At 61.0% G+C, this 22,912-nt stretch carries 21 protein-coding genes and 1 tRNA gene; 9 read left to right on the forward strand and 13 right to left on the reverse strand.

What is annotated here, in order from left to right:
- Window positions 1–49: 49 nt before the first annotated feature.
- The 3 genes from ACR0E6_RS16980 to ACR0E6_RS16990 all read right to left on the reverse strand — a co-directional run bounded on the left by ACR0E6_RS16980 (window position 50) and on the right by ACR0E6_RS16990 (window position 2,210).
- A complete protein-coding gene (locus tag ACR0E6_RS16980) occupies window positions 50–520 on the reverse strand; it encodes a hypothetical protein (protein ID WP_170624174.1) in 471 nt (156 codons plus the stop codon).
- Window positions 517–1,926, reverse strand: a complete 1,410-nt coding sequence (locus tag ACR0E6_RS16985) for a hypothetical protein (RefSeq protein ID WP_480585433.1) — start codon at window positions 1,924–1,926, stop codon at window positions 517–519. The genes ACR0E6_RS16980 and ACR0E6_RS16985 overlap by 4 nt, the downstream gene beginning before the upstream one ends.
- 194 nt (window positions 1,927–2,120) lie before the next feature.
- Window positions 2,121–2,210, reverse strand: a tRNA-Ser gene (locus ACR0E6_RS16990).
- Between the two features lie 344 nt (window positions 2,211–2,554).
- Here ACR0E6_RS16990 and ACR0E6_RS16995 point away from each other — a divergent pair.
- A complete protein-coding gene (locus ACR0E6_RS16995; protein WP_480585436.1) occupies window positions 2,555–3,457 on the forward strand; it encodes a FecR family protein in 903 nt (300 codons plus the stop codon).
- A gap of 40 nt (window positions 3,458–3,497) precedes the next feature.
- Window positions 3,498–5,720: a CHASE2 domain-containing protein gene (locus ACR0E6_RS17000; protein ID WP_480585439.1), complete on the forward strand. Its 2,223-nt coding sequence runs from the start codon at window positions 3,498–3,500 to the stop codon at window positions 5,718–5,720.
- 74 nt (window positions 5,721–5,794) lie between these two features.
- Here the strand turns inward: ACR0E6_RS17000 and ACR0E6_RS17005 are convergent, their stop codons facing one another.
- From ACR0E6_RS17005 to ACR0E6_RS17040, 8 genes are all read right to left on the reverse strand, one after another.
- Window positions 5,795–6,571: a hypothetical protein gene (locus ACR0E6_RS17005; protein ID WP_480585442.1), complete on the reverse strand. Its 777-nt coding sequence runs from the start codon at window positions 6,569–6,571 to the stop codon at window positions 5,795–5,797.
- A 120-nt stretch (window positions 6,572–6,691) separates the two neighbouring features.
- Entirely contained in the window at window positions 6,692–7,585 is an 894-nt protein-coding gene (locus ACR0E6_RS17010) for an RDD family protein (RefSeq protein ID WP_480585445.1), read from the reverse strand.
- Window positions 7,582–8,577, reverse strand: coding sequence for a stage II sporulation protein M (locus ACR0E6_RS17015; protein WP_480585448.1), 996 nt, complete (start codon window positions 8,575–8,577; stop codon window positions 7,582–7,584). Before ACR0E6_RS17015 ends, ACR0E6_RS17010 begins: the two co-directional genes overlap by 4 nt.
- Window positions 8,577–9,839, reverse strand: a complete 1,263-nt coding sequence (locus ACR0E6_RS17020) for a DUF58 domain-containing protein (RefSeq protein WP_480585451.1) — start codon at window positions 9,837–9,839, stop codon at window positions 8,577–8,579. Before ACR0E6_RS17020 ends, ACR0E6_RS17015 begins: the two co-directional genes overlap by 1 nt.
- Window positions 9,840–9,856: 17 nt before the next feature.
- Window positions 9,857–10,813, reverse strand: coding sequence for an AAA family ATPase (locus tag ACR0E6_RS17025; RefSeq protein ID WP_480585454.1), 957 nt, complete (start codon window positions 10,811–10,813; stop codon window positions 9,857–9,859).
- A complete protein-coding gene (locus ACR0E6_RS17030; protein ID WP_480585457.1) occupies window positions 10,803–12,113 on the reverse strand; it encodes a hypothetical protein in 1,311 nt (436 codons plus the stop codon). Before ACR0E6_RS17030 ends, ACR0E6_RS17025 begins: the two co-directional genes overlap by 11 nt.
- A complete protein-coding gene (locus ACR0E6_RS17035) occupies window positions 12,110–12,808 on the reverse strand; it encodes a hypothetical protein (protein WP_480585459.1) in 699 nt (232 codons plus the stop codon). The genes ACR0E6_RS17030 and ACR0E6_RS17035 overlap by 4 nt, the downstream gene beginning before the upstream one ends.
- Before the next feature lie 158 nt (window positions 12,809–12,966).
- Complete coding sequence (locus ACR0E6_RS17040; protein ID WP_170453242.1) at window positions 12,967–13,854, reverse strand: MurR/RpiR family transcriptional regulator; 888 nt, start codon at window positions 13,852–13,854, stop codon at window positions 12,967–12,969.
- A 96-nt stretch (window positions 13,855–13,950) separates the two neighbouring features.
- Between ACR0E6_RS17040 and ACR0E6_RS17045 the strand changes: the two genes are divergently transcribed.
- From ACR0E6_RS17045 to ACR0E6_RS17070, 6 genes are read left to right on the forward strand one after another with little or no spacing between them, the layout of a single operon-like run.
- The gene (locus ACR0E6_RS17045) at window positions 13,951–15,033 is read left to right on the forward strand and encodes an alcohol dehydrogenase family protein (protein ID WP_480585462.1); all 1,083 of its coding nucleotides are present in this window, start codon (window positions 13,951–13,953) and stop codon (window positions 15,031–15,033) included.
- Window positions 15,030–15,608: a dimethylsulfonioproprionate lyase family protein gene (locus ACR0E6_RS17050; protein ID WP_480585465.1), complete on the forward strand. Its 579-nt coding sequence runs from the start codon at window positions 15,030–15,032 to the stop codon at window positions 15,606–15,608. Before ACR0E6_RS17045 ends, ACR0E6_RS17050 begins: the two co-directional genes overlap by 4 nt.
- On the forward strand, window positions 15,605–16,711 hold the full coding sequence (locus ACR0E6_RS17055) for a mandelate racemase/muconate lactonizing enzyme family protein (RefSeq protein WP_480585468.1): 1,107 nt from the start codon (window positions 15,605–15,607) through the stop codon (window positions 16,709–16,711). The genes ACR0E6_RS17050 and ACR0E6_RS17055 overlap by 4 nt, the downstream gene beginning before the upstream one ends.
- Window positions 16,708–16,992, forward strand: coding sequence for a cupin domain-containing protein (locus ACR0E6_RS17060; protein WP_480585471.1), 285 nt, complete (start codon window positions 16,708–16,710; stop codon window positions 16,990–16,992). The genes ACR0E6_RS17055 and ACR0E6_RS17060 overlap by 4 nt, the downstream gene beginning before the upstream one ends.
- A complete protein-coding gene (locus ACR0E6_RS17065) occupies window positions 16,989–18,095 on the forward strand; it encodes a mandelate racemase/muconate lactonizing enzyme family protein (protein ID WP_480585474.1) in 1,107 nt (368 codons plus the stop codon). The genes ACR0E6_RS17060 and ACR0E6_RS17065 overlap by 4 nt, the downstream gene beginning before the upstream one ends.
- 34 nt (window positions 18,096–18,129) lie before the next feature.
- A complete protein-coding gene (locus ACR0E6_RS17070) occupies window positions 18,130–19,416 on the forward strand; it encodes an aspartate aminotransferase family protein (protein WP_480585477.1) in 1,287 nt (428 codons plus the stop codon).
- Between the two features lie 212 nt (window positions 19,417–19,628).
- Here the strand turns inward: ACR0E6_RS17070 and hemC are convergent, their stop codons facing one another.
- The gene (gene hemC / locus ACR0E6_RS17075; RefSeq protein WP_480585480.1) at window positions 19,629–20,591 is read right to left on the reverse strand and encodes a hydroxymethylbilane synthase; all 963 of its coding nucleotides are present in this window, start codon (window positions 20,589–20,591) and stop codon (window positions 19,629–19,631) included.
- A gap of 106 nt (window positions 20,592–20,697) precedes the next feature.
- Between hemC and hemE the strand changes: the two genes are divergently transcribed.
- A complete protein-coding gene (hemE, locus tag ACR0E6_RS17080; RefSeq protein WP_480585483.1) occupies window positions 20,698–21,732 on the forward strand; it encodes a uroporphyrinogen decarboxylase in 1,035 nt (344 codons plus the stop codon).
- Window positions 21,733–21,790: 58 nt separating this feature from the next.
- Here the strand turns inward: hemE and ACR0E6_RS17085 are convergent, their stop codons facing one another.
- The gene (locus ACR0E6_RS17085) at window positions 21,791–22,900 is read right to left on the reverse strand and encodes a CaiB/BaiF CoA transferase family protein (RefSeq protein ID WP_480585486.1); all 1,110 of its coding nucleotides are present in this window, start codon (window positions 22,898–22,900) and stop codon (window positions 21,791–21,793) included.
- Window positions 22,901–22,912: the final 12 nt, after the last annotated feature.

Consider the following 22,912-nt stretch of genomic DNA (forward strand, 5'->3'; position numbering starts at 1 on the left):
TTCGCGGGGTTCTGACGGCGGCGTTTGCCGGCACCGCCGGTCCGGGGCATCAGCGGGACGAAAACTTCCAGTTGCCTTGCAGGGATTTGCGGGCAACGCCGCTGTGTTCAAGCGCGGTCAGGGCTTCGTCCAGATCCGCTTGTGAGCATCCCAGAATGGTTTGCAGTGTTTTGGCAGACAGCCCCTCGCGCCGGTTTGTTGTGGCCTCAAACAGCAATGCAAGCGTGCGTTCCCGAAGCGTCAGGTCGGCCTTTACCGGTTTCTCGCCGCGCAAGGATTTTGCCCATTTTGCGGCCTTGTTGGCCAGCCCGATCATATCGGCAATGCTTTTGGCGGCACCGCTGATGGTCCCGACGGCGACACAAAACGCAAGGATCGCGGCCAGATCCGGCGTGAGTCCGCCCAGAAAGTTCTCTTCTTCATTGGGGCGGTCAGGATCAAGCAAGGCCCTGACATCGTCCAGATCTCCGCCCTGATCCGCTTGGGCAATTGCGGATACAAGTGTTGGATCGTAACTCATACGCGGTCCTCCGAGATGAATTTCAGGTCAAGCGCACCAAACTGCTGCGCGAGGTCAAGAAAGACCGGCTGCCCGTTCAGGTGGCTGGCCGTGTGAAAGGCGGTCCATTTCCCTTCGATTTCGTGCAGGTTGTTGGTCAATCGCTGGGCGCCGCCAACCTGCTTGAATTCATCATAGAGACACCCGGACAAAACGGTTCGCAAAAGCTTGTCCCGGAAGGTTTCAAACGCCTCGGGTGTGACCAGCAGATAGGTGCGCAGGGCCCTTAGCGATTGATGCATATCGGCGGACCAAAGGATTTGATAGGCGCGCACGGACCGCCCCAAGGCCGGGCTGCGATAGTCGGGAACAACCCGCGCCATGATATGATTGATGTAGAACAGCATGATATCGCAACGGGTCAGCCCATCCGGATGGCTGGCCGTTTCGGGGTTTGTCCCCGGTCCAAGCCCCATCGCCTCGGATTGTACTTGCTGCATCGACCAAAGGCCAAAGAAGGCCAGGTTCCAGCCCAGAAATGAATCGCAGATAGCCTCGATGGCGATCCGAGGCTGACCGTTATAGACCTCAAGCAGACATGCGAAATGCCCGAAAACGCTGAAGCAATCGGCGGTGATTTCCGGGTTCCAGCGTGCCAGTTCCGGGGGCAGGATCAAACGCGCGTGCGCGTCCACCGGCTGCGTTCTTTCAGAGGGTGGTGCCCCAGTTGCTGCTGACGCCGCACCAATTCTTGGGCCTTGATCCGCACCGGGAATGTCAACGGATTGATAAACCACCTGCGCAAAACCCTTTGGCAGTTGATCGAACAGCACATGGCCGACCTCGTGCAGAAGGATCAGATTGGCGACGCTGCCCACCAGGTCCTCGAAAACACGCTGGTCCATCGCCCGGGCCTCATGAGCAAGCTGCATCAGGACCGGGTCAAACACACGGTTCTTCGATAGAACGACCGACAGGATCAGCCATGTCGCCAGTTGCCTGAGCTGAGGGTTACCCCCGGAAACACCAAGCAGGAATTGGGTCAGAGTCAGGGTCATAGCCGTGCGAAAATCAATCTTCACCGCATGGCAGCCATTGCGTTCAAGCACAGAAAACCCATTGCGCGCCTCGCCCACGAAAACAAAAATTTCAGGCAGTTCGATGCTTTGGCCATAGAGTTTGTGCATAACCTCGGGCAGGCGCTCCCGCAGACGTTGCAACGCCAAAGCCGAGCCGTTCTGATACGCAATCAGGTAGTCGCATTCGCACGCATGAACGGTCGCCCGGCCGGTCGGGAATGGCGACATATGGCTGTTTTCGGCCCGGTTCTGACCGAGATTGGCCGTGATCCACGCAAGGTAATGCGCATGTGCCTCTGGGATCGGGCCGATATCATCCAGAATGACGTCAACGTTCGGAAGTCGCATAACGTTCTCCCTTCTCGCGACCCTTTCGCGCTGCAAAGCGTTGAGGGTTAAGTCGATTGGTCGAAGCTTGGTGCCATGCTTCCCTAAATGACGATCGAACGCGACCCCTGTCAACGTTTCAGGTGTTTTTGGGGTGTTGGGTGAGGTCGTACTACAGGCTGATCGGCCAAACCAAGGCAATGGGCTTGATGTAGTGGCGGAGACGAAGGGATTCGAACCCTCGAGACGGTTTCCCGCCTACTCCCTTAGCAGGGGAGCGCCTTCGACCACTCGGCCACGTCTCCGCCGACGGGTATATCCGTGCATGTCACCGAGATACAAGGTCGATTCTTAGCCTCATGTCATTTTTCTGAACTCAAGTCTCCAATCCGAAACGCTCGATCCCAAGCCACTGTGCCTGACATGTTGGTTGGGCGTTTGGTTGGCACGGAAGTCCTTGCACCAAGGCCCGCACAACACTGTCTGTGAGGGGCATTTTTCGAAATACTTGCAAAGAATGCGATGTTTACGGCATATTTGTCTGTATTTAACAAATAAATGATAGCGCAAAGACTTTACGCAGGGGGCAAAAAAACCGGGCAGCGGGCGTTGAACGCTCGGACATTACCTTTGGGGGAAGGAAAGACTGTTGGCCTGGTTAAAAGTGTTTTGTGTTGCGGTTTGCCTGCTGATCATTCCGTCTCAGGTGCTGGCGAATATCGGAACGGTCGTGGCGGTCAAACCGGGGGCCGAGATCACGCGTGACGGAAACCGGCAGCCGTTGAAGATGGGGATGGAGGTCGCCTCGGGCGACGCGATCTCGACGGATCGCAGCGGTGTGGTGCAGCTGATTTTCGTGGACGAGACGAAGATTGCAATCGGACCCAATGCCAGCATGGTGCTGGACGTCAAGATGCTGCGGGGAAATCGCAAGGCCAAAAGCTTTGCAGTGCAGGCGCTGGGCGGCAGTTTCAGGTTCATATCCGGCAAAAGCAGGAAACGGGCGTATTCCGTCCGCACGCCGACGGCGACCATGGCCGTGCGGGGTACGATTTTCGACATATGGATCGCGCCGGGCAATCAAAGCTCGATGCTGGTGTTGCAGGGCACGGTTCAGATGTGTGGTCTGAATGGCGGGTGCCGGTCCACAGGTCGGCAATGCAGCCTGTATGCCACCAGCCAGCGTGGCCGTGTCGGGCGTCCGATCGATCAGGAGCAATACGACAAAGCGATCCAAAGCGGCTTCCCGTTCATACAGGCGCAGGAACGGCTGCTTGTCCCGCTGCGGGTCAATATCGAAGGCTGCGCGCGCGAGGCTGCTCCGGTACGGCCCGAGAAACCTGATGGGCCGGAACGGCGCGAAGCGCGGGCGCGCGAACCCGAGCCATCGCGGCCCTCGCGGCCCGAACCGGATCCAACGCCCGATCCCCCTTCGACAACCGACCCCGGAACGCCCGGACCAGAGGGCGGCGGCGGTGAATCTTCGCCCGCCGCGCCTTCCGGAACTGGTCAGGGCAACCCAACCGGTCAGCCAGAACGCGAACCCGAATAGGGCCGGACCTTGACCCTTTCGCTTGTCCAGCGAGGTTGATGTGACCAAAAAACCGCAGGAAAAGAACGGTCGGTGGCGCGTTTTTCGGATCGTGGGGCTGGGGCTGATCCTGTTTGGCTGCTTCATCCGGGTGCTGGATCCGTATCCCGTTCGGATGTCGCGTCTGGTGTATTTCGATATTCTGCAACGCCTGTCGCCGCGCGCGTTCAATCCTGATCTGCCCGTGCGCGTGGTGGATATCGACGAGGCCGCGCTTGAGACATGGGGTCAATGGCCCTGGCCACGCACTTTGCTGGCGCAGATGGTCGAACATCTGGGGGAATATGGCGCTGCCGCGATCGCCCTCGACATGCTGTTTGCCGAGCCGGACCGGTATTCCCCCGCGCGCCTTTTGAACGATCCGGCATTGTCCGGCGTGCTGTCCGTGGATCGCACGGCGCCGGATTTGGACAATGATGTTCTGTTCGGGGCCGAGATGGCCAATTGGCCGGTCGTGCTTGGCGTTGCTGCGCGGCTGTCCGGCGAAGACCAACCTGTTTTCGCCAAGGCCGGGATCATCGAAATCGGGGACCAACCGACCGAGGGGCTGGTGTCCGTCCCGCAATGGACCCCGCTGGCCCCGCCACTGGATCAGGACGCGACAGGTATCGGCGGCGTCAATGTCTCGCCCATGGGTGATACCGGCGTCGTGCGCCGGGTGCCTGTGCTGTGGGGCGGCCCCGACGGCGCGCTGCCTGCGCTGGGGATCGAGGCGCTGCGGGTCGCGATGGACGAGCCGGTCATTCTGGCCGAAGGCGCGCAGGACGAGGCAGGCATCATGCTGGGTGTCGAGATTGGCGCGTTTATCCTGCCCACCACCGAAAACGGCGAGGTCTGGATCAGATACCGCCACGAGAACCCGGCGCTCTATCTTCCGGCCAACAGGATCATGCAATCCGGGGACGACCCGGAAATGCGCGCGCAGATCGAAGGTCGGATCATTCTGGTGGGCACCTCTGCGGCGGGTCTGTTCGACATGCACCTGACGGCGCTGGGTGAATCCGTTCCGGGGGTTTCGATCCATGCGCAACTGCTTGAGCAGATCCTGACCGATGAGATGATCAGCCGGTCGGACGTGAACGCCGCGCTGGAATTGCTGGCCTTCGCGTTGCTGGGCCTTGTCGTCATCGTTGTCATGACACGCCGGGGCGCGGTGGCCTCGTTTGTGGCCGGAGGGATCTCGGCGGCTGTGGTTCTGGGGATCAGCTGGCTGGCCTTTCGAAACCATCTGGTGCTGTTCGATGTCACTTTCCCGCTTCTTGGGGGTATGGCCAATTTCGGAGTTCTGGCCGGGTATCTGTTCGTTTCGACCGAACGCGAAAAGCGGGTGATCCGCCGCATCTTCTCGCGCTACGTATCACCGGAAATTCTGCACGAGCTTGAAGGCTCGGGCCATGCGCTGCAACTGGGGGGTGAGACGCAGGACATCACCGTGATGTTCTCGGACATCCGCGGCTTCACGCCCCTCTCGGAATCCGTGTCGGCGACAGATCTTGTGGCCATATTGAACGAGTTGTTTTCGCAGGTCGGGGATCAGATTCTGGCCCAACAGGGCACCATCGACAAGTTCATCGGCGACGCCGTGATGGCGTTCTGGAACGCGCCGCTTCCGGTTGCGGATCATCCGACACGGGCCGCACAGGCTGCGTTGTTGATGCGGCAGGCGCTGGTGGCGTTCAATGCGTCCGGGGTCATGCGCGGGCGGCCGCCGATTGCCTTGGCAACCGGGTGCGCAACGGGACGGGCCTGCGTCGGCAATATCGGCTCGCGGCGGCGGTTCAACTATACCGTCATCGGGGATGTGGTGAATGTCGCCGCACGGCTGGAACAAAGCTGCCGCCATGTCAATTATGACATCGTGATCTCGCGCGCGGTCGTTGATGACACACGAACCGAGCTTGCGGTGCTTGAGGCCGGGTTTGTGGAACTGAAAGGCAAGGCCGAACTGGAACCGGTTTACATTCTGGTCGGTGACAAATCGGTTCTTCAAAGCGCGGCGTTTCAGTCCTTGGCCGAGACGCACAAGTCCCTGATCGCGTCCATTCGGGACGGTGCATCGCACGATCTGGTGCGGGCGAGGTGTCAGGACTGTGCCAGCCTTGCAGCGGACATCGAGCCGGGACTAAGCGCATTCTATGACGCGCTTCCCGGTCGGGCGGCGGATTTCAGGTCGGATGTGCAGTCAAACCAGGTGTTGTTCAGCCACCGCGCCGCAGGGCAGTGAGGGCTGTTTTTGCAAGGTCGGTCGGGGGTCAAGACACCCGGTGGCCTTGGCGACCACCGGGCCATTTTCGTCGACTACCGGAAGACATCCGCCAGATCGGATACGCTGACGCCTTCTTTGATCTCCTTCAATCGGGCGAAGATCATCGCGATGGCAACACCGGTCCACCCGTACCCAATTGCTGATCCGATGCTTTCCGAGATGATTTCTGCCCCTTGCGAGTCGAAGGACAGCAACGCCAGGCCAAAGATGAAACCGATGGCGGCGGCAAACAGGAAGATGCACAGGACAATCAGGATCAATGCGCCGACAATGGGCCAGCGGTAGTTTTTGGTCAGTTCCGCGCTGCGCCCGATGGCGCCAAACCCGGCCCGATCAATGACGATGGCGGGCACCACGACCGAGAAAACCGCGTAAAGCCAAATGCCCGGCACCACCAGCAACACCCAGCCGATCATGGTCAGGATACCGGTGATAATCGACAGGATTGCAATCGCGGGCAGGTTGTTGAACGCCGAGGCGAAATAGTGTCCGATCCGGGCCGGGCGGTTGAGCTTGGTGTCATAGGCGAACTGGATCACCATGGCCGAGGTGAATGCGACGGCAACCATGGACACCAGAACCAGCCCGGCAAAAGCGGGCCAGAACGCGGCCCAGTCAATATCGGCGGCCGGCGTCGTTTCGAACGAGCTGTCAAACAGCCACAGGCTGAGGACCACATCGACAAGCGCGGGAATGAAGCCCAACAGCAGGACGATATGTATCTTCCGAAAGAAAATCGAAAACGTGTCACTGATCACAGTGCCAACGCCAAAGGGGATGTGAATGTGCGGGTTCGCTGTGTCGGTCATCTTCAATTCCTGAACAAAGGTCTTTGGGTTCTGCGTCAATAAAGCCGCGCGACACCGGTCATCCGCAAGAGGAAGTCGCGACTAAACCTTCGCCCTTGGGTAAAACGGCAACAGGGGCGCCTAGGCGTCTTCGTTGTTCAGGGTGTGGTGTTTGTCCTTGCGCTTGTCTCCGAACAACTGGCGCTGTTCCAGAAACGCGCGCTGGGCCTTGTAGAAGGCCTCAAGAAAGGCCTGATGATCCTGATCCGGCACCGGATCGGCATAGTCGATCTTGCGGCGCACCTGCGCGAAAATCGCGGCCAGCGTCTCCTTTTGACGCCTGTAAGCCTCGGGCCCGCCTGCGCGGTTGGCATTGCGCAACACGGATTCCAGCGTCTGCAACTCAAAGGCACCGTAATGTTCCAACTGATGCGAGAGGAACCTGTAGGATGATTGCGCATTGGTCCGGGGCCGCATGGCGTTGGACATGTCCTGCAACAGAATAGGTTTCGGCAGGTGGATGACATAGGTGCCAGCGATGATGTCGCCAAGCCGCTGGCGGCGTTTGTTGAACAGGGGCACCGCCAGAACGCCCAGCACCCAGGCCAGAGATATAAGCGATGGCACAACCGCCTCGGTCGTCAGGGTCAGAACCAGCGTGCCGGGCAGAAAGATCTCGGCCTCTTTCATCAGGTTGCGCACGACCAGCGACTGAGTGGTCAGGGCCTGACCGTCCGCCGCGACCACCTTGATCTTTAGCAGCCTCTTGCCCAGTGTCTGGCCGTTCCAGATCAGCTCGGACGCGGCGTAGTAGGGGATGCGGGTGACAAAGAACAGCATCGCGCCAATGGCCATTGCGGTGCTGGGTGTCACCAGATCGAAGGCGGCGACAAGCAGGAACAGGGCAACGGCGGCAGCGACGGTGATCAGCAGATCGGTGATCTGCGCCGCGATCCGCACACCCACGCCCGCGACCCGGAAGAACAGGGGCACGCCTTCGGGTGGCAACAGACGGTCCAGCGCGACTTGGGTCATGACCGTTTCCTTCCGCCCAGCACAAACCACGCAAGCCACAGCGCGCCGACGCCCCAGCCGACTGCAATTCGGGTTGATCGATCCTGAACCAACTGCCGCCCGAACCCTTCCAGCAACGCCGCAACCACCAGCATCAGGGCCGCAATCACAGCCAGTTTGACCGCATCGTGGCCTGCCGCGCGCAATGCTTCGCGCCGCGTGTGATGGCCGGGAAACAGGACGGCGAGGCCCAGCTTCAACCCGCCTGCGGCTGCGATACTGATCGCCGACAGTTCGGTCACACCATGGATGGACAGCCACCCGAACATATCCCAGCCCAGCCCCCGGTCGATATGCAGGGCGTAGAAGACGCCCAATATCAAGCCGTTATAGAACACCAACATGACTGTCGGCGCGCACAGAAACGCGCCCAGCCCGAAGACGAAGATGGCGATACGCGTGTTGTGTGAAAACAGATATGTCGCAAAGGCCCCAAGGCCCGAGGTGTCATCTTCGCCATAAATTGCCGCCCGCAGATAGTCGGTGCTGGCATCCGGCCCGCGCCCTCCGGCCAGTTCAGACGGCATGAAGACATAGAACCATTCGGGGTTGTCGAAATAAAAGAAATACCCCGCCAGCGCCCCCGCCGCCATGCACAAAAACCCCAGCAGCGTCACCCGCCACGAGGCGCGCATCGCCCGCGGGCCACCGCTGGTCAGGAATCCGCGGATGGTCCCTCCCAACCGTTGCTGCGGGGCGTAGACGCTGAGGTATGCACGGCTGGTCAGGGCTTCGAGATATTCCAGCAAGGCGCGATCCAGCGAAATCTCACGTGCGATGGACAGGGATGTGGTGGCCTGACGGTACAGATCGGCCAGATCGCGGGCCTCTTGGAAACTCATCCGATGCAGGCCCTGATTTTCAGCTTTGTCCACCAGATCGGACAATCTGAGCCAGTCGCCTTCGCGTTCCCGCCGAAACCGGGCCGAGCGGATCAGGTCGCTGTCAGCCATCAGATCATCTCTCGCGCTTTGATTTCCAGATAGGTCGAGATCAAACGGGCCGACACCTCGCCGGGTTCCGCGTCAATCACCGTCACACCCAACTGGTGCAACCGTTCCAGCACAAGGCGGCGCTCGCGTAGCAATTGCCCGGTCGAGATCGTCTCGGCCACGCCATCCATGTCTTCGGCGGCCTGATTGACCTGCGTTTCAAGGATCGGATCGCGAAGGGTGACAAAGACGATCAGATGCCGCTTGGCCAGAACGCTGACGTTTTCGACCATCAACTCGGCCGTGGTCGTATCGACGAAATCCGAGAACACGATGATCAGGCTGCGCTTCGGGGTGCGCCCGTTCAGTTCGGTCATCGCCAGCGTGTGGTTGGTCTCAACGCTTTCGTAGCTGAGTTCGGCAGTGCGACTGCGCAGCCGGTTGAACGCGGTACGCCCCGGTTCCGGGGGCAGGAACATGCGCGGCTTGGCGTCATAGGCATACAGCCCGACCAGATCGCCCCCGATGGCTGCGGCCCAGGCGGTGGCCAGCGCGGCGGTGATGGCGTGGTCGATCTTGGGCAGGCCTGCGACCTGCTCTCGCATCTGATAGCCGTTATCCAGCGCGATGATCACATGGTGGTTGCGCTCGGCCCGCACCTCTTTGGCCACAAGCGAGCGGTATCTGGCCGAGCGTTTCCAGTCGATCGAACTGGCATCCATGCCACGCACGAAATCGCGCAGTTGGTGGAACTCGGTGCCTTCGCCGATGGCGCGGTTTTCTTTCACGCCGAACAGGCGCGATTGCACGGTGGTCGAAATCTCACCCGACATGACGCGGCGGATATTGGGAACGACCGCCACGGACAAGCCAAAGGCCAGCTTTGGGACAAGTTCGAACAGTTTCAGCCTTGATGGCCAGGACAGCCACAGGTTGGACAGCGCCCATGTGCCCCGCTGGCTGGCGCGAAACGAGATCTGGGCAGTTCCGCCCGACAGATCAAACACCGACGGTCCGTCCAGTCCGGCGGGCCAGTCCAGTTCTCCCCGCATCCCCGGCGCGGCGGGGGAGACGGACAGATCAATTTGCCCCTCTTCGCCCACAAAGATATCCGACATCGGCTCGACCGAGACAGACCGGCGGCGGGGCCAGGACAGCAACAGGTCGAGGATCGCCAGACCGCACAACACAAGCCACGGCAACCCGGCGATGGGACGCGTTGCGTCGCCCAGGACAATCGCCAGCAGCGTCAGGCACAGCGCCGCGCAGGCTGCGATCAGCAATATGCGGGATGGCCGGATCAGCGTGGGGCCTCGATCTGGTTGAGGATGTTTTCCAGCACCTGCCGCGCGCCGCGTCCTTCGATCTCGGCCGAAGGGGACAGCACGATCCGGTGTTGCAGCGCATGGATGATCAGGGTTTTGACGTCGTCGGGGATGGCAAAGTCGCGCCCGTTCAGAGCTGCCGTAGCGCGCGTCGCCCCGGCAATCGCATCAGCGGCGCGGGTCGAGGCGCCAAAGGCGATATCAGCGCTTTCGCGGGTCGCGCGGACCAGCCGCAGGATATAGTCCAGAATGTCGTCATCCAGCACGATCCCGTCGATCAACTGCCGCGCCGCCGCCATGGTGGGCGCATCCAGCAGCGGCTGTACGGTCTGCGTCGCGCTTAGGAAATCCAGCGGCTCATTGGCGTGCTGGCGCAGGATCGACAGTTCCACATCCTCGGGCGGGAAGGTCAGGTTCACCTTGAACAGGAACCGGTCCAACTGCGCCTCGGGCAGGGGATAGGTGCCTTGCTGTTCAATCGGGTTCTGGGTCGCGACCACGATAAACTCCGAACCCAGAAGGTGGTCGGTGCCGTCAATCGTCACCATCCGCTCATTCATCGCCTGTAGCAGCGCGGCCTGCGTTTTGGGCGGCGCGCGGTTGATCTCGTCCGCCAGCAGGATCTGGCTGAAGACGGGGCCTTTGGTCAGAACAAACTCGCTGGTCTGGAAATTGTAGATCGAGGTGCCCAGCACGTCTCCCGGCATCAGATCGGGGGTGAACTGGATGCGCCCGAATTGCAGGTTCAGCGCCCCGGCAAAGCTGCGCGCCAACAGCGTTTTGGCCGTGCCCGGAGGGCCTTCGAGCAGCACATGCCCGCGTGCAAACAAGGCCGTCAACAGCAGATCGACGGCCTCTTGCTGGCCTTGCACAACTTTGCCGATCTCGGCCCGCAGGGCCTCGGCGCGGGCGAACAGGTCTTCAAGATTCATCGGCAAGGTGCTCCAGTATCATTTCGAATTGGTCAATGTGGGAAATGGCGTCTGCCGCCGCCAGATGCGGGGGCAGGGCGCGAATGGTTTGGATCAGCGCGTCCAGTCGGGCCGCGAGGTCAGGTTTTCGGGCTCGGACATATTTCAGATAGGCCTCTTCCGGTGTGCCCATGGTCTTGTAAGTGCTGCCGAACACCGCCGCCGCGCGGGCGCGCAGGCGGGTATCAACATAATCGGACAGCATTGCACCGTCCTGGTCTGTCATACGCATCAGCCGTGCCCTTGCGCGGTTGGCCATGCGTTTGCCGGTGCCCAGCGTTGGGGCGATATCGATCACCGGGCCACTGCGCACCCCGCCCCGCCAGATCGCTAAGGCCAGCAACAGCCCCGCGCCGATCCAAAGCGAGCGGAACGGTGGTTCAAACAAACGCTTGAGGTCATCCCATGTGCGTTCGCGGGCCTCAACGAGTTCCGGCGCGGTCAGCCAGTTCTGATCGCTGTAGTCAATGATGATGCGCTGATCGCCCGCGATTTCGGGCAGAACCTGCGCCGCGATCCATGCATTGTCGCCCAGCGTCAGCCCGTGATTGTTCAGCAGATCGGGGTCGGACAGGATATAGATCTTCTGGCCGTCCTCGGACCCCGGCAGAGGGCACGCGCCCAACAGCATCCCTCCGGCCTGTCCAACGATGGGGTCACATCCGTGCCCGGCGAAGGTTTGGGCGGCGTAGATACGGGCCTTCAGTTGCGGGTCAGCGGCCAGTGCGTAGTCGGAAAACGGACGGCGCGCCAAAGCCATCGGCCCGACATCAGGACCGGCAATCTGGTGCAGGATGGTCTGAATCTCTGCGCGCGGAGACATCAGAAACGGATGCCCGAACCCGGTCAGGCGCATACCGCTGCGCCATTTGGGCAGGATCACCAGGCTGGGCACGGATTGCGCCTTGTCGCGGATCACCTCGATCTCCTGATCGAACTCATCCGCCTGAAACAGCAGTTCTTCTTTGGTTCTGGCCGCGTTGCGATCTGTGTCCAGACGCGTGTCATAGACCGGCTGCACCAGCAGACCCACGGTGCTGCGGTCCAGAGGCCAGCCTCCGGTAAAGCTATGTGTCGTGTGGGACTGGCTGTTCAGCCAGCGATCCAGACCGTCAAATCCGCTGGCCGACTCGCGCAGGGCGTATTGCCGCCCAGCCATGACGTACAGAAAAATCCCGACGCAAACCGCGACCACAACGCCCACGATGACCCAATCCAGCCGGATGCGATCGGTCGGGGGCAGGCTGGTCGTGTCGCTCATGCGGTGACCTCGCGCAGGACGGGTCTGATCCGGTTCAGAAGGGCCTCGAAATCGCCCTCGGTGATCGAGTGATGGCCGAAATTAATGCGTTCACTGGCCAGAACCAGGGCGCGCAGGTCGGGGATGTACCAAAGCGTCTGCGGCATGCTGCGCAGGGCCTCGCGATGGGTCCAGCTGCGTTTGAACAGCACTTCGTTTTTGGACAGGCAATGGCTCAGCGCCAGTTGCGCCAACCCGGTGACCGCCAGATCGCGATCTTTCAATTTCAGAAGCGCGTCAAGATCGGGAATGTTCTGCCTGGTGTCCGATAACTCTGGGTCGTCCCGCCCGCCTTTGCGCCGCGCATTGCCCACGGATTTGCGGAACGAGACCGAGGTCTTCCCGGCAGTGTTGTAGATGAACAAGGTCAGGAAAATCAGAATGACCGCAGCCAGCCCGCCGACGATCCAGCGGTTGTCAACGGACAGCTCGACAGTCCGGTCGGGTTGCGGCGTTGCATCTGTGTCCAGCGGCGGCGCGGGTTGCGTGGGGTCGAAATAGACAACATCCGTGTCGATCCCGCGATACCGAACGGCTTTCAGATAGTCCTGTCCCGACGCGCTCAGATCCGGTCGGGAAAGCGTGGTTTCCTGCGCGCTAGCAGGGAAAAAGGCGCATAAGAAAAACGCTGAAACAATGGCAAAACCAGATCTCATTCCGGTATCGATAGATCACTCTCGCAAGGCAGGCAACAACCTGAGCGGAATTCTCGTAAGGATTGTTCATGACCTTGTGTCAACGCGGTCTACCCGGCCTTTTTGGCGCTGAAACGCAGGTGAGTGGCATGGCTCAGGCGTTCAGGGTGCCGGGCATCTTATTCCGGTTCCGCCGCGTATAGCCCAAGCTGGTGCCTGCGCTGATGAAACCGCTCGACCCGTTCGACGATTTCATCGCTGGATACCGCGATCACGAAGGACAGAAGCGTTTCCAGCAAGGCGATGGTCGACACAGAGGACGGGAAATATTGCGGGGTGTCGGCTGCCACGACAAATCCGTGCTGCGCGTTCAGGATCACCGGGCTGGCCGGGCTGTCCGAGATACCGACAACCGTCAGCCCCTGCTGGCGCGCCAGTTTGATCGCATCGATCACCTCGGTCCGGTAGGGATGGCAGGTGATCGCAATCAGCACGTCCTGTTCATCGGCCCAGGCCAGATCGTCCACCGGGGTCGAGCCCGAGCGGGGAATGGCGTGAAACTGCTTCATCCCGGTCGAGGCCAGATAGGTAAAGTTCCGCGCGTTTGAATTGTTGACGCCGACGCCCAGCGTGAAAATCTGACGGCAGTTCCAAATATCTTCGGCTGCAGCGCGCAGCCGGTCGGCATCGATACCGGCAAATGTCTCTTCAATATTGCGGATCGTGGCACCGATCATGTCGGCGTAAAGGCCACCCATTTCACCGGATTTGCCTATTTCCTGCAACCAGCGGGCGCGGTCGGGAAACGAAACCGTCCCCTGCCGGATGGCCTGCCGGAACGGGGCACGAAAATCCTCGTAGCCTTCGAAGCCGACCTGCCGTGCCATGCGGACAAAAGTGTTGGGTTTGACGTTGGCGGCCTCGGCAATCTCGCGCACGGTGGAAACGCCCACATCTGTGGGGTTTTCCAGCACATAGCGCGCGGCTTTCTGGGCCTCGGGCGTCAGGGCGTCCCATTCCTCGGTCAGGCGATCCAGGACGATAGATGATACATTTGTGTCATTCATGATTGACGATGGTACAGTTGTGAAATTAGCCTGTCGAGCAGAATCGCAGGCCGGGAAACGCGCATCGACCTGTGGCCCAACTCAGGAGACTAAAGGATGAGTCTGCCCGACACAATGAAAGCCATGGTGACCATGGGTCACGGCGGTCTTGAGCAAATGGTGCTGCACAAGGATTGGCCGCGCCCCGAACCCGCGGCGGGCGAGGTGCTGATCCGCGTCGCGGCCTGCGGGTTGAACAATACGGATGTGAACACGCGATCCGGCTGGTACTCGAAGACCGTAACTGATGCCACAACCGGCGGCGCGTTCGAGGAAGTGGGCGAAGACGATCCCACCTGGGGCGGCGCGCCCATCACCTTCCCGCGCATTCAGGGGGCCGATATCTGCGGTCATATCGTTGCCGTGGGCGAGGGTGTGGACAGTGCGCGTATCGGACAGCGGGTGATAACAGACGGCTGGTTGCGCGATCCCGACGATCCGCAAAACATGGACAAGGCCGGATACTACGGGTCCGAGCGGGATGGCGGCTTTGCCGAATATGCCACAACGCTTGCGGTGAATGCGGTGCCGATCACGTCGGACCTGTCGGATGCGGAACTCGCCACATTCTCCTGCTCGTACTCAACGGCCGAAGGGATGTTGACCCGGGCCAATGTGACCAGCGCAGACACGGTTCTGGTGCCGGGTGCATCCGGCGGCGTTGGCGGTGCGCTGGTGCAACTGGCCAAGCGCCGGGGCGCGCGTGTCATCGCGATGGCGTCCGAGGCCAAGCACGAAGACGTCGCCAAGCTGGGCCCCGACATGATCCTGCCCCGCGCGCCTGACAATCTGCGCGCGGCGCTTGGGGCCGAGAAAATCACCGTTGTCGCCGATGTGGTGGGCGGGCCGTACTGGCCGCAGCTGATCGACATTCTGGAACGCGGCGGGCGCTATACCTGCTCTGGGGCCATCGCTGGCCCGATGGTCGAGTTTGATCTGCGCACCTTCTACCTGCGCGACCTGACCTTCACCGGCTCGACCGTGATTGACCCTCAGGTGATGCAGAACCTCGTGAAATACATCGAAGCGGCTGAGATCAAACCGGCCCTCGCCGCCACCTATCCGCTGGAGGAATTGCGGGACGCGCAGGCCGCATTCATCGCCAAACAACACACTGGAAATATCGTGGTGACGCCATGACACTGGATGATGTGCTCGAAGCCGCGCGGCGCTTGCATCAGGCGCATCCCGACCTGTCTGCATTTGGTTCGTGGCCCACGGATTTGTCGCCTTCCCCGTTGACGGCCAATCATATTCCGGCGGCTGATCTGGTGAAGGACTTTGAAATCGCTGGCAGCGATCTGACCCAGCCGCTTATTTCCGCCATCTCTGCCACAACGCATCTGGCGCAGTGGAAACAGACCTATACCGAAGACGAGGTCGGCGCGGATTTCCTGCGACGCTATGGGTATTACGAGCTGTTCGGGCCGACGGGTCATTTCCACTCGACCCAATTGCGCGGCTACATCGCCTATTGGGGGCCGGGGCTGAATTACGACTGGCACAGCCATCAGGCCGAGGAAATCTATCTGACCCTTGCAGGCGGTGCAGAATTCAAAACCACCGAGGATACGGGTGTTGTCGGAACAGATCAGACCCGCCTGCATACCAGTTGGCAAAGCCACGCGATGGTTACAACCGATCAACCGATCCTGACCTTTGTGCTGTGGCGCGGAGAGGGGATAGGTGATCTGCCCAGAATGGATGCGGCATGAAAATCACTCGGATACGCGTCTATCAGACCGGGCTTCCGTATGTCGGCGGGGCATATGTCTGGGGGGCTGGCAACGCCATCGAAACCGCCACCGCCTCGGTCGTGGTCATCGACACCGATGCCGGCCTGCAAGGCTGTGGCGAGTTCACGCCCTGCGGTGAAAACTACATGGTCGCCCATTCCGAAGGCGTGGGTGCGCTGGCGCGGCTGGTGGCTCCGCATCTGCTGGGCGAAGACCCGCGTCAGGTGGCGCGGATCGAGCAGTTGATGGATCATCTGGTGCAGGGTCACGGCTATGCCAAGGCCCCGTTCGATGCGGCCTGCTGGGACATTCTGGGGCAGGCCTGCGATCAGCCGGTCTGGATGCTGCTGGGCGGCAAGCTGACCGACGGCGCGCCAATGTACCGGGTCGCGCCGCAGAAGGCGGTGGATGAGACCGTGGCCGAGATGGATCGTTACCGCGATCAGGGTTACCGGCAGTTTCAGGTCAAGGTGGGCAGCGACTGGGCCACCGACATTGACCGTATCCGCACTACGGTTCCCTTGCTGAACCCGGACGAGAAGGCGATGGCCGATGCCAATCAGGGCTGGCGCGTGGACAATGCGATCCGGGTGGCCCGCGCTACGCGCGATCTGGATTTCATTCTGGAACAGCCCTGCCGCACCTATGAGGAATGCCAACAGGTGCGCCGCGTTGCCGAACAGCCGATGAAGCTGGATGAATGCGTCACCGGTATCCACGCGGCACAGCGCATCGTCGCGGATCGCGGGGCTGAAATCTGCTGTCTGAAAATCTCGAACCTCGGCGGGATCAGCAAGGCGCGGCGGGTGCGGGATTATCTGGTCGACAACCGCATCCCGGTTGTCAGCGAGGATACCTGGGGCGGCGAGATCACATCCTCGGTTGTGGCCCATTTCGCCGCCTCAACCCCGCCAGAGTACCTGCAGAACACAACCGATTTGATGAACTACAACACCCGATCCACCGGCAACGGCGGCCCGACTGCCCGTGACGGCAAGCTATACGCGCCCGACACGCCCGGACTGGGCGTCAAAGCGGATTTCGAAAGCCTCGGCGCGCCTGTGGCGGAGTACGCGTTATGAGACCACAGGCCGTTGCCACTCAGATGATCGACGATGCACGCGTGCGCGTGACGCGGTTTGACTTTGCGCCCGGTGCGGAAACCGGATGGCATCGCCATGCGATGGATTACGTCATCACGGCGATCACCGATTGCCACATGCGTTTGGACCTGCCGGACGGAACGGTCAACGAGGTGACTGTGCCCGCCGGAACCGCTTATCGCCGCGATGAAGGGGTCGAGCATAATGTCATCAATGCCGGGGATGCCCCGATGTCCTTCGTGGAAGTGGAATTGAAATGAAAATCTCCCGACTTTCGGTCTATCACGTCGATCTGCCTTTGGAGCATCCCTACTGGCTGTCCGGCGGGCGGTTGAAGTTCGAAATGCTGGACGCGACGCTGGTGAAGATCGAAACCGATGCCGGCCTGACTGGCTGGGGTGAGGGTACCCCGTGGGGCCATACCTATGTGCCCGCGCACGGGCCGGGCATCCGCGCCGGGATTGAAACGATGGCGCCTTTCATCCTGGGCCTTGATCCACGCAAAGTTCTGGATGTGGAACGGGCGATGGATCTGGCCTTGCCGGGGCATCTCTATGCCAAAAGCCCCATCGACATGGCGTGCTGGGATATTGCCGGACAGGCGGCTGGGCTTCCGATTGCTGATCTGATGGGTGGCGGGTCCAGGACACCGCGCCCGATTGCGTCCTCGGTCGGGGCCAAAACGGTCGAGGAAACCCGCGAAGTGATGGAACGCTATCGCAGCCGGGGCTACATCGCCCATTCGGTGAAGATCGGGGGCAATGTCGAACGTGATATTGCGCGGATCCGCGATGTCGAAAGCATCCGGCGACCGGGTGAGATTGTCCTCTATGACGTCAATCGCGGCTGGACCCGGCAACAGGCCCTGCGGGTCCTGAGCGCCTGCGAAGACCTGAACGTGATGTTCGAACAACCCGGTGAAACGCTGGATGATATCGCCGCGCTCTCGGGCCAGCACGCCTCGCCCGTGTCGGTGGATGAAAGCCTTGTGACCCTGCAGGACGCCGCCCGCATCGCGCGTGACGGGATCGCTGAGATATTCGGGATCAAGCTGAACCGTGTCGGCGGCCTGACCAAGGCCGCGCGGATGCGGGATATTGCGCTGGCCCATGGTATCGACATGTTCGTGATGGCCACGGGTGGCAGCGTGCTGGCCGATACCGAAGCGCTGCATCTGGCCGCCACCATCCCGGATGACAATTGCCATGCCGTCTGGGCCTGTCAGGACATGCTGACCGTTGACATTGCAGGCGGTCGCGGCCCCCGCAATATCGACGGCCACCTGCATTTGCCCGAGACCCCCGGCCTTGGCGTACACCCGGATGAAGACGCGCTGGGCGATCCGGCTGCCGTTTACGAATAGACACTGATTTTATTGAATATGGAGATCGCGTGACATGCTGAAGATCAACACTCAATCCGAATGGATCGACCGCGCGAAGGCTGTTTTGCCCGCAGGCGGGTTTGGGAATTTCGATCCGGGCATCATCATCTCGCACGGCGAGGGCAGCCGCGTCTGGGATGAGGACGGCAACGAGTATATCGACTATCTGATCGGATCGGGGCCGATGCTGCTGGGCCATGGCCACCCCGAGGTGATGGAAGCCGTGCTGGAGCAATTGCCCAAGGGCATGACCTTCTTTGCCAACAACACCAAAGGTATCGAACTGGCCGAGGCCATCATCGACGCGGTGCCCTGCTGCGAACAGGTGCGCTTTGTCGCTTCGGGCGGCGAGGCGGATATGTATGCGATCCGGCTGGCGCGGGCCTATACCGGGCGAGACAAGATCCTGAAATTCGAAGGCGGCTATCACGGCATGAGCGCCGAGGCGCAGATGAGCCTGGCCCCCAGCCGTCAGGTCAATTTCCCGCAAGCCGTGCCCGACAGTGCCGGTATTCCGCAAGGCGTGGCCGATCAGATGCTGATTGCGCCTTATAACGATCTTGAGGCGGTGGCGGCGCTGCTGGACGAACATGACGACATTGCCGCCGTCATGGCCGAACCGTTGCAGCGGATCATCCCGCCGATGCCCGGTTATCTGCAAGGGCTGCGCGAATTGTGCGACAAGCATAACGTGCTGCTGATCTTCGATGAAATCGTTACCGGCTTCCGCCTGGACTATGGCGGGGCTCAGGAACGGTATGGGGTTACGCCCGATATCTGCACCCTGGGCAAAATCACCGGCGGCGGGTTTCCTTTGGCAGCGTTGGGCGCAAGTGCCGAGATCATGAAGCATTTCGACAAGGCGCAGGTCGGTCAGGAGGGATGGCTGATGCAGCTTGGAACCCTGTCCGGCAATCCCGTCGCGTCGGTTGCCGGTCTGAAAACGATGGAGATTCTGCGCCGCGAGGGGACCTATGACCGTTTGCGCGATATCGGTACCCGGTTGCAGCAGATGCTGACGGGCGCTTTGGATCAGGCCGGAATCGCGCATCAGATTTGCGGGGACGTGACCCTGTTCGACGTTTACTTCACCGACAACGCCTGCCGAGACTATCGCAGCGCCAAACATGATGACCCCAAGCATAATGTCGTGTTCAATGAGGTTCTGCGAACCCATGGCGTGTTCAAATCACCGGGCAAGCTATACCCGTCACTGGCGATTACCGAGGCCGATCTGGAGCAGACGCAGAACGCCATTCATCATGCGGTCGCAGCGCTCAGCGAGACCATGCAGGGCTAGAAAATAGTCGGGTCGCTGTTGTTTCCAACAGCGACCCTGCACCTTCTGAATGTCGGGCTCAGCCTCGCCCCCTCGAATACTTATTAAAACACCAACTATCTGAAACTCTTCGATACATTTCGAGACTGATCCAACTTTTCAGCCGGTATGATCACAGTCTTGCCGCAATCTGAGACGTGGAACAGTGAACTAGTTCACATTGGTTAAAATTATCAGGAGTTTCTCCAATCGAAGAAACCGGGGCCTGCGTTTTTCAACAGGATTTCGGCCATTGCGCGTCCCATCTCGGCCCCATCCTCGATGGACCCAACGGTATCCTCGGAAATCGCTTCTGATCCATCGGGGCGCAGAACTTCACCGCGCAGGCGGAGTTGGCCCTCCTGAATCTCGGCCAGACCGGCGATGGGGGTTTCGCAGGATCCGTCCAGCGCTGCCAGCAGGGACCGTTCAGCGCTGAGGCGCTGGCTGGTTTCAGCGTGGTGAATGGCCTCCAGCAGAGCGGCCGCGCGGGCGTCATTGCTGCGCCGCTCGATCCCGATCGTGCCTTGTGCAATCGCGGGCAGCATATCGTCTGGCGAGATTGCGGTTGCCGGAACCTCATCCATATCCAGCCGCCGAATGCCCGCCATCGCCAGAAAGGTGCAATCCGCCACGCCATCGGCCAGCTTTTTCAGCCGGGTCTGAACGTTACCGCGAAACTCGACGACGTTCAGATCCGGGCGGCGGTTCAAAAGCTGCGCCCGGCGGCGCAGAGACGAGGTGCCGACCACCGCGCCCTCGGGCAGGTCGTGAATCGATTGCAGATGCGGCGAGATGAACGCATCCCGCACATCCTCGCGCGGCAGGAACGTGTCCAGCACCAGCCCGTCGGGCTGTGCCACCGGCATGTCCTTGGTGGAATGTACGGCGATGTCGATGTCTTCGCGCAGCATCGCCTCTTCGATTTCCTTGGTGAACAGGCCCTTGTTGCCGATCTCTTTCAGGGGACGGTCCGCGTCGATCATCGCGCGGTTGTCGCCGGTGGTCTTGATCACAACGATTTCGAACGCGTCATCGGTCAGATCAAACGCGTCACGCAGCCTTTGGCGCGTCTCGTAGGCCTGAGCCAGAGCCAGCGGCGAGCCTCGGGTCCCAATTCTGAGAGGTGATGCGGGGGTGGGCAGGGTCAAAGTCATACGCACAGCTTTAGTCGCGTCACATTGCCCTGACAATGGGGGCAGAGCTTGACAAATTGCCACTGAGCGCCGACCCGTTGCCAAAACCTGATTTCTGGGGATGACAATGGCCGAGACGAAAAAACTGCTGCGGGCACTGGCGGGTGAAGTACAGGATGTGCCGCCGATCTGGATGATGCGTCAGGCCGGTCGGTATTTGCCCGAATACCGCGCGACCCGGGCGCAGGCGGGGGATTTCCTGTCGCTTTGCTATAACCCGGAACTGGCGGCCGAGGTCACATTGCAGCCCATTCGCCGCTATGGGTTCGACGCGGCGATCCTTTTTGCCGATATTCTTTTGGTGCCGCAGGCGCTGGGTGCGGATTTGTGGTTTGTGACAGGCGAGGGGCCTCGTCTGTCGACGATCACGCAGCAGTCGGAATTTGATGCGCTTAGACCGGTTGAGGATATTCACGAGACCCTGTCGCCGGTCTACGAGACGGTTCGCATCCTGTCGCGGGAACTGCCGTCCGAGACCACGCTGATCGGATTCGCAGGTGCACCCTGGACGGTGGCGACCTACATGATCGCGGGGCGCGGCACGCCGGATCAGGGGCCTGCCCATGCGCTGCGGGAAGAGAACACCGTATTGTTTGAGGCGCTGCTGGAGCGGATTACGCTGGCGACGATCGAATACCTCTCGGCCCAGATCGAGGCCGGGGCCGAAGTGGTCAAGATCTTCGACAGTTGGGCCGGATCGTTGAAAGGTGAAGCCTTCCGAAAATATGCGGTCGAGCCGTGCCGGGTGATCACTCAGGCGATCAAGGACCGGCATCCCGGCATCCCGGTTATCGGCTTCCCGCGTGAGGCTGGTGACGGTTATATCGGGTTTGCACAGAAGACCGGCGTGGATTGCGTGGCGCTGGACAACTCGGTCGCGCCGGATTGGGCGGCAGAGCAGGTTCAGGTGGATGGCTGCGTGCAGGGCAATCTGGCCTCGTCCCATATGGTGACCGGCGGGCAGGCGCTGGTGGATGAAACGCGGCGCATTGTCGAGGCGTTCTCGAAAGGGCCGCATATCTTCAACCTTGGGCATGGGATTACACCGGACGCGGATCCCGAGAATGTTCAGTTGATGATCGACGCGGTGCGCGGGCGGTAAAGGGGAAGGGGGCCAGCCCCCTTCTTGGCCTGCGGCCAATTCATCCCCCGAGATATTTTTAGCCAGATGAAGGGGCGGATCCGCGCTGCTTGTCTAGCTCGGCTCTGATGTCCTCGCTGTGTTCGCCGCGGGTAGGGCTGGGTTTGGCAGTCCACGGATGGTTCGAGAATCGTGGGGCGGCGGCGGCCTGCAGGGTGCCATCCACCGTCTGCCAGGTTTGGCGGCTTTTGTTCATCGGGTGTGTCAGGGCTTCGGTCGGGCTGAGCACCGGGGCGACGCAGGCATCGGTGCCCTGAAACAGCGCGGCCCAGTGATCGCGCGGGTGTTTGCAGAACAGCGCGGCGAGGCGTCGGGTTTGATCGGGCCAGAGGGCCGGGTTGAATTGTTGGGCGAAGTCGGGATCGTCGGTCAGGCCCATGAGGTGTAGGAATTGGGCGTAAAACTTGGGTTCGAGGCATTGCACAGTGACATAGCGCCCGTCTGCGCAGGTGTAGGTGCGGCTCCAATGCGGGCCGTCCAGCATGCTTTGGCCCCGGATGTCGGACAGGTTGCCGGTCTGCCGCATGGTCATCAGCAGGTTCATCATATGGGCCGAGCCATCATAGATGGCGGCGTCGACGACGGTGCCTTGCCCGGTACGTTGCGCATTGATCAGACCCGCCAGCAGGCCCGACACCAGATAGAGCGCGCCACCGCCGATGTCGCCGACCAGTGTGGCGGGGGTTTGGGGCGGCGTGTCGGGTGTTGAGCCGTACCAGAGTGCGCCCGATAGGGAGATGTAATTCAGATCATGCCCGGCCGTTTGCGCTAGCGGGCTGTCCTGCCCCCAGCCGGTCATCCGCCCGAAGACCAGCCTGGGGTTGCGTGCAAAACAGGCGTCGGGCCCAAGGCCGAGCTTTTCCATCACGCCGGGGCGAAACCCTTCGATCAGGGCGTCGGCGGTGTCGATCAGGCGTTTGGCCGTTTCAAGATCGTCGGGGTCCTTGAGGTCCAGCGCAATCGACCGTTTGCCCCGGTCCAGCACCGACTGGTCCGGCATGCCGGGCGTGGGGTTGCCGGATTTGCGGTGGATGGTGATCACATCCGCGCCCAGATCGGCCAGCAACATGGCGGCAAACGGGGCGGGCCCCAGCCCTTCGATTTCGATAACACGTATTCCGTTAAGCATTCGGTTCCTCCA

The sequence above is a fragment of the Ruegeria sp. AP12 genome (assembly GCF_056540025.1).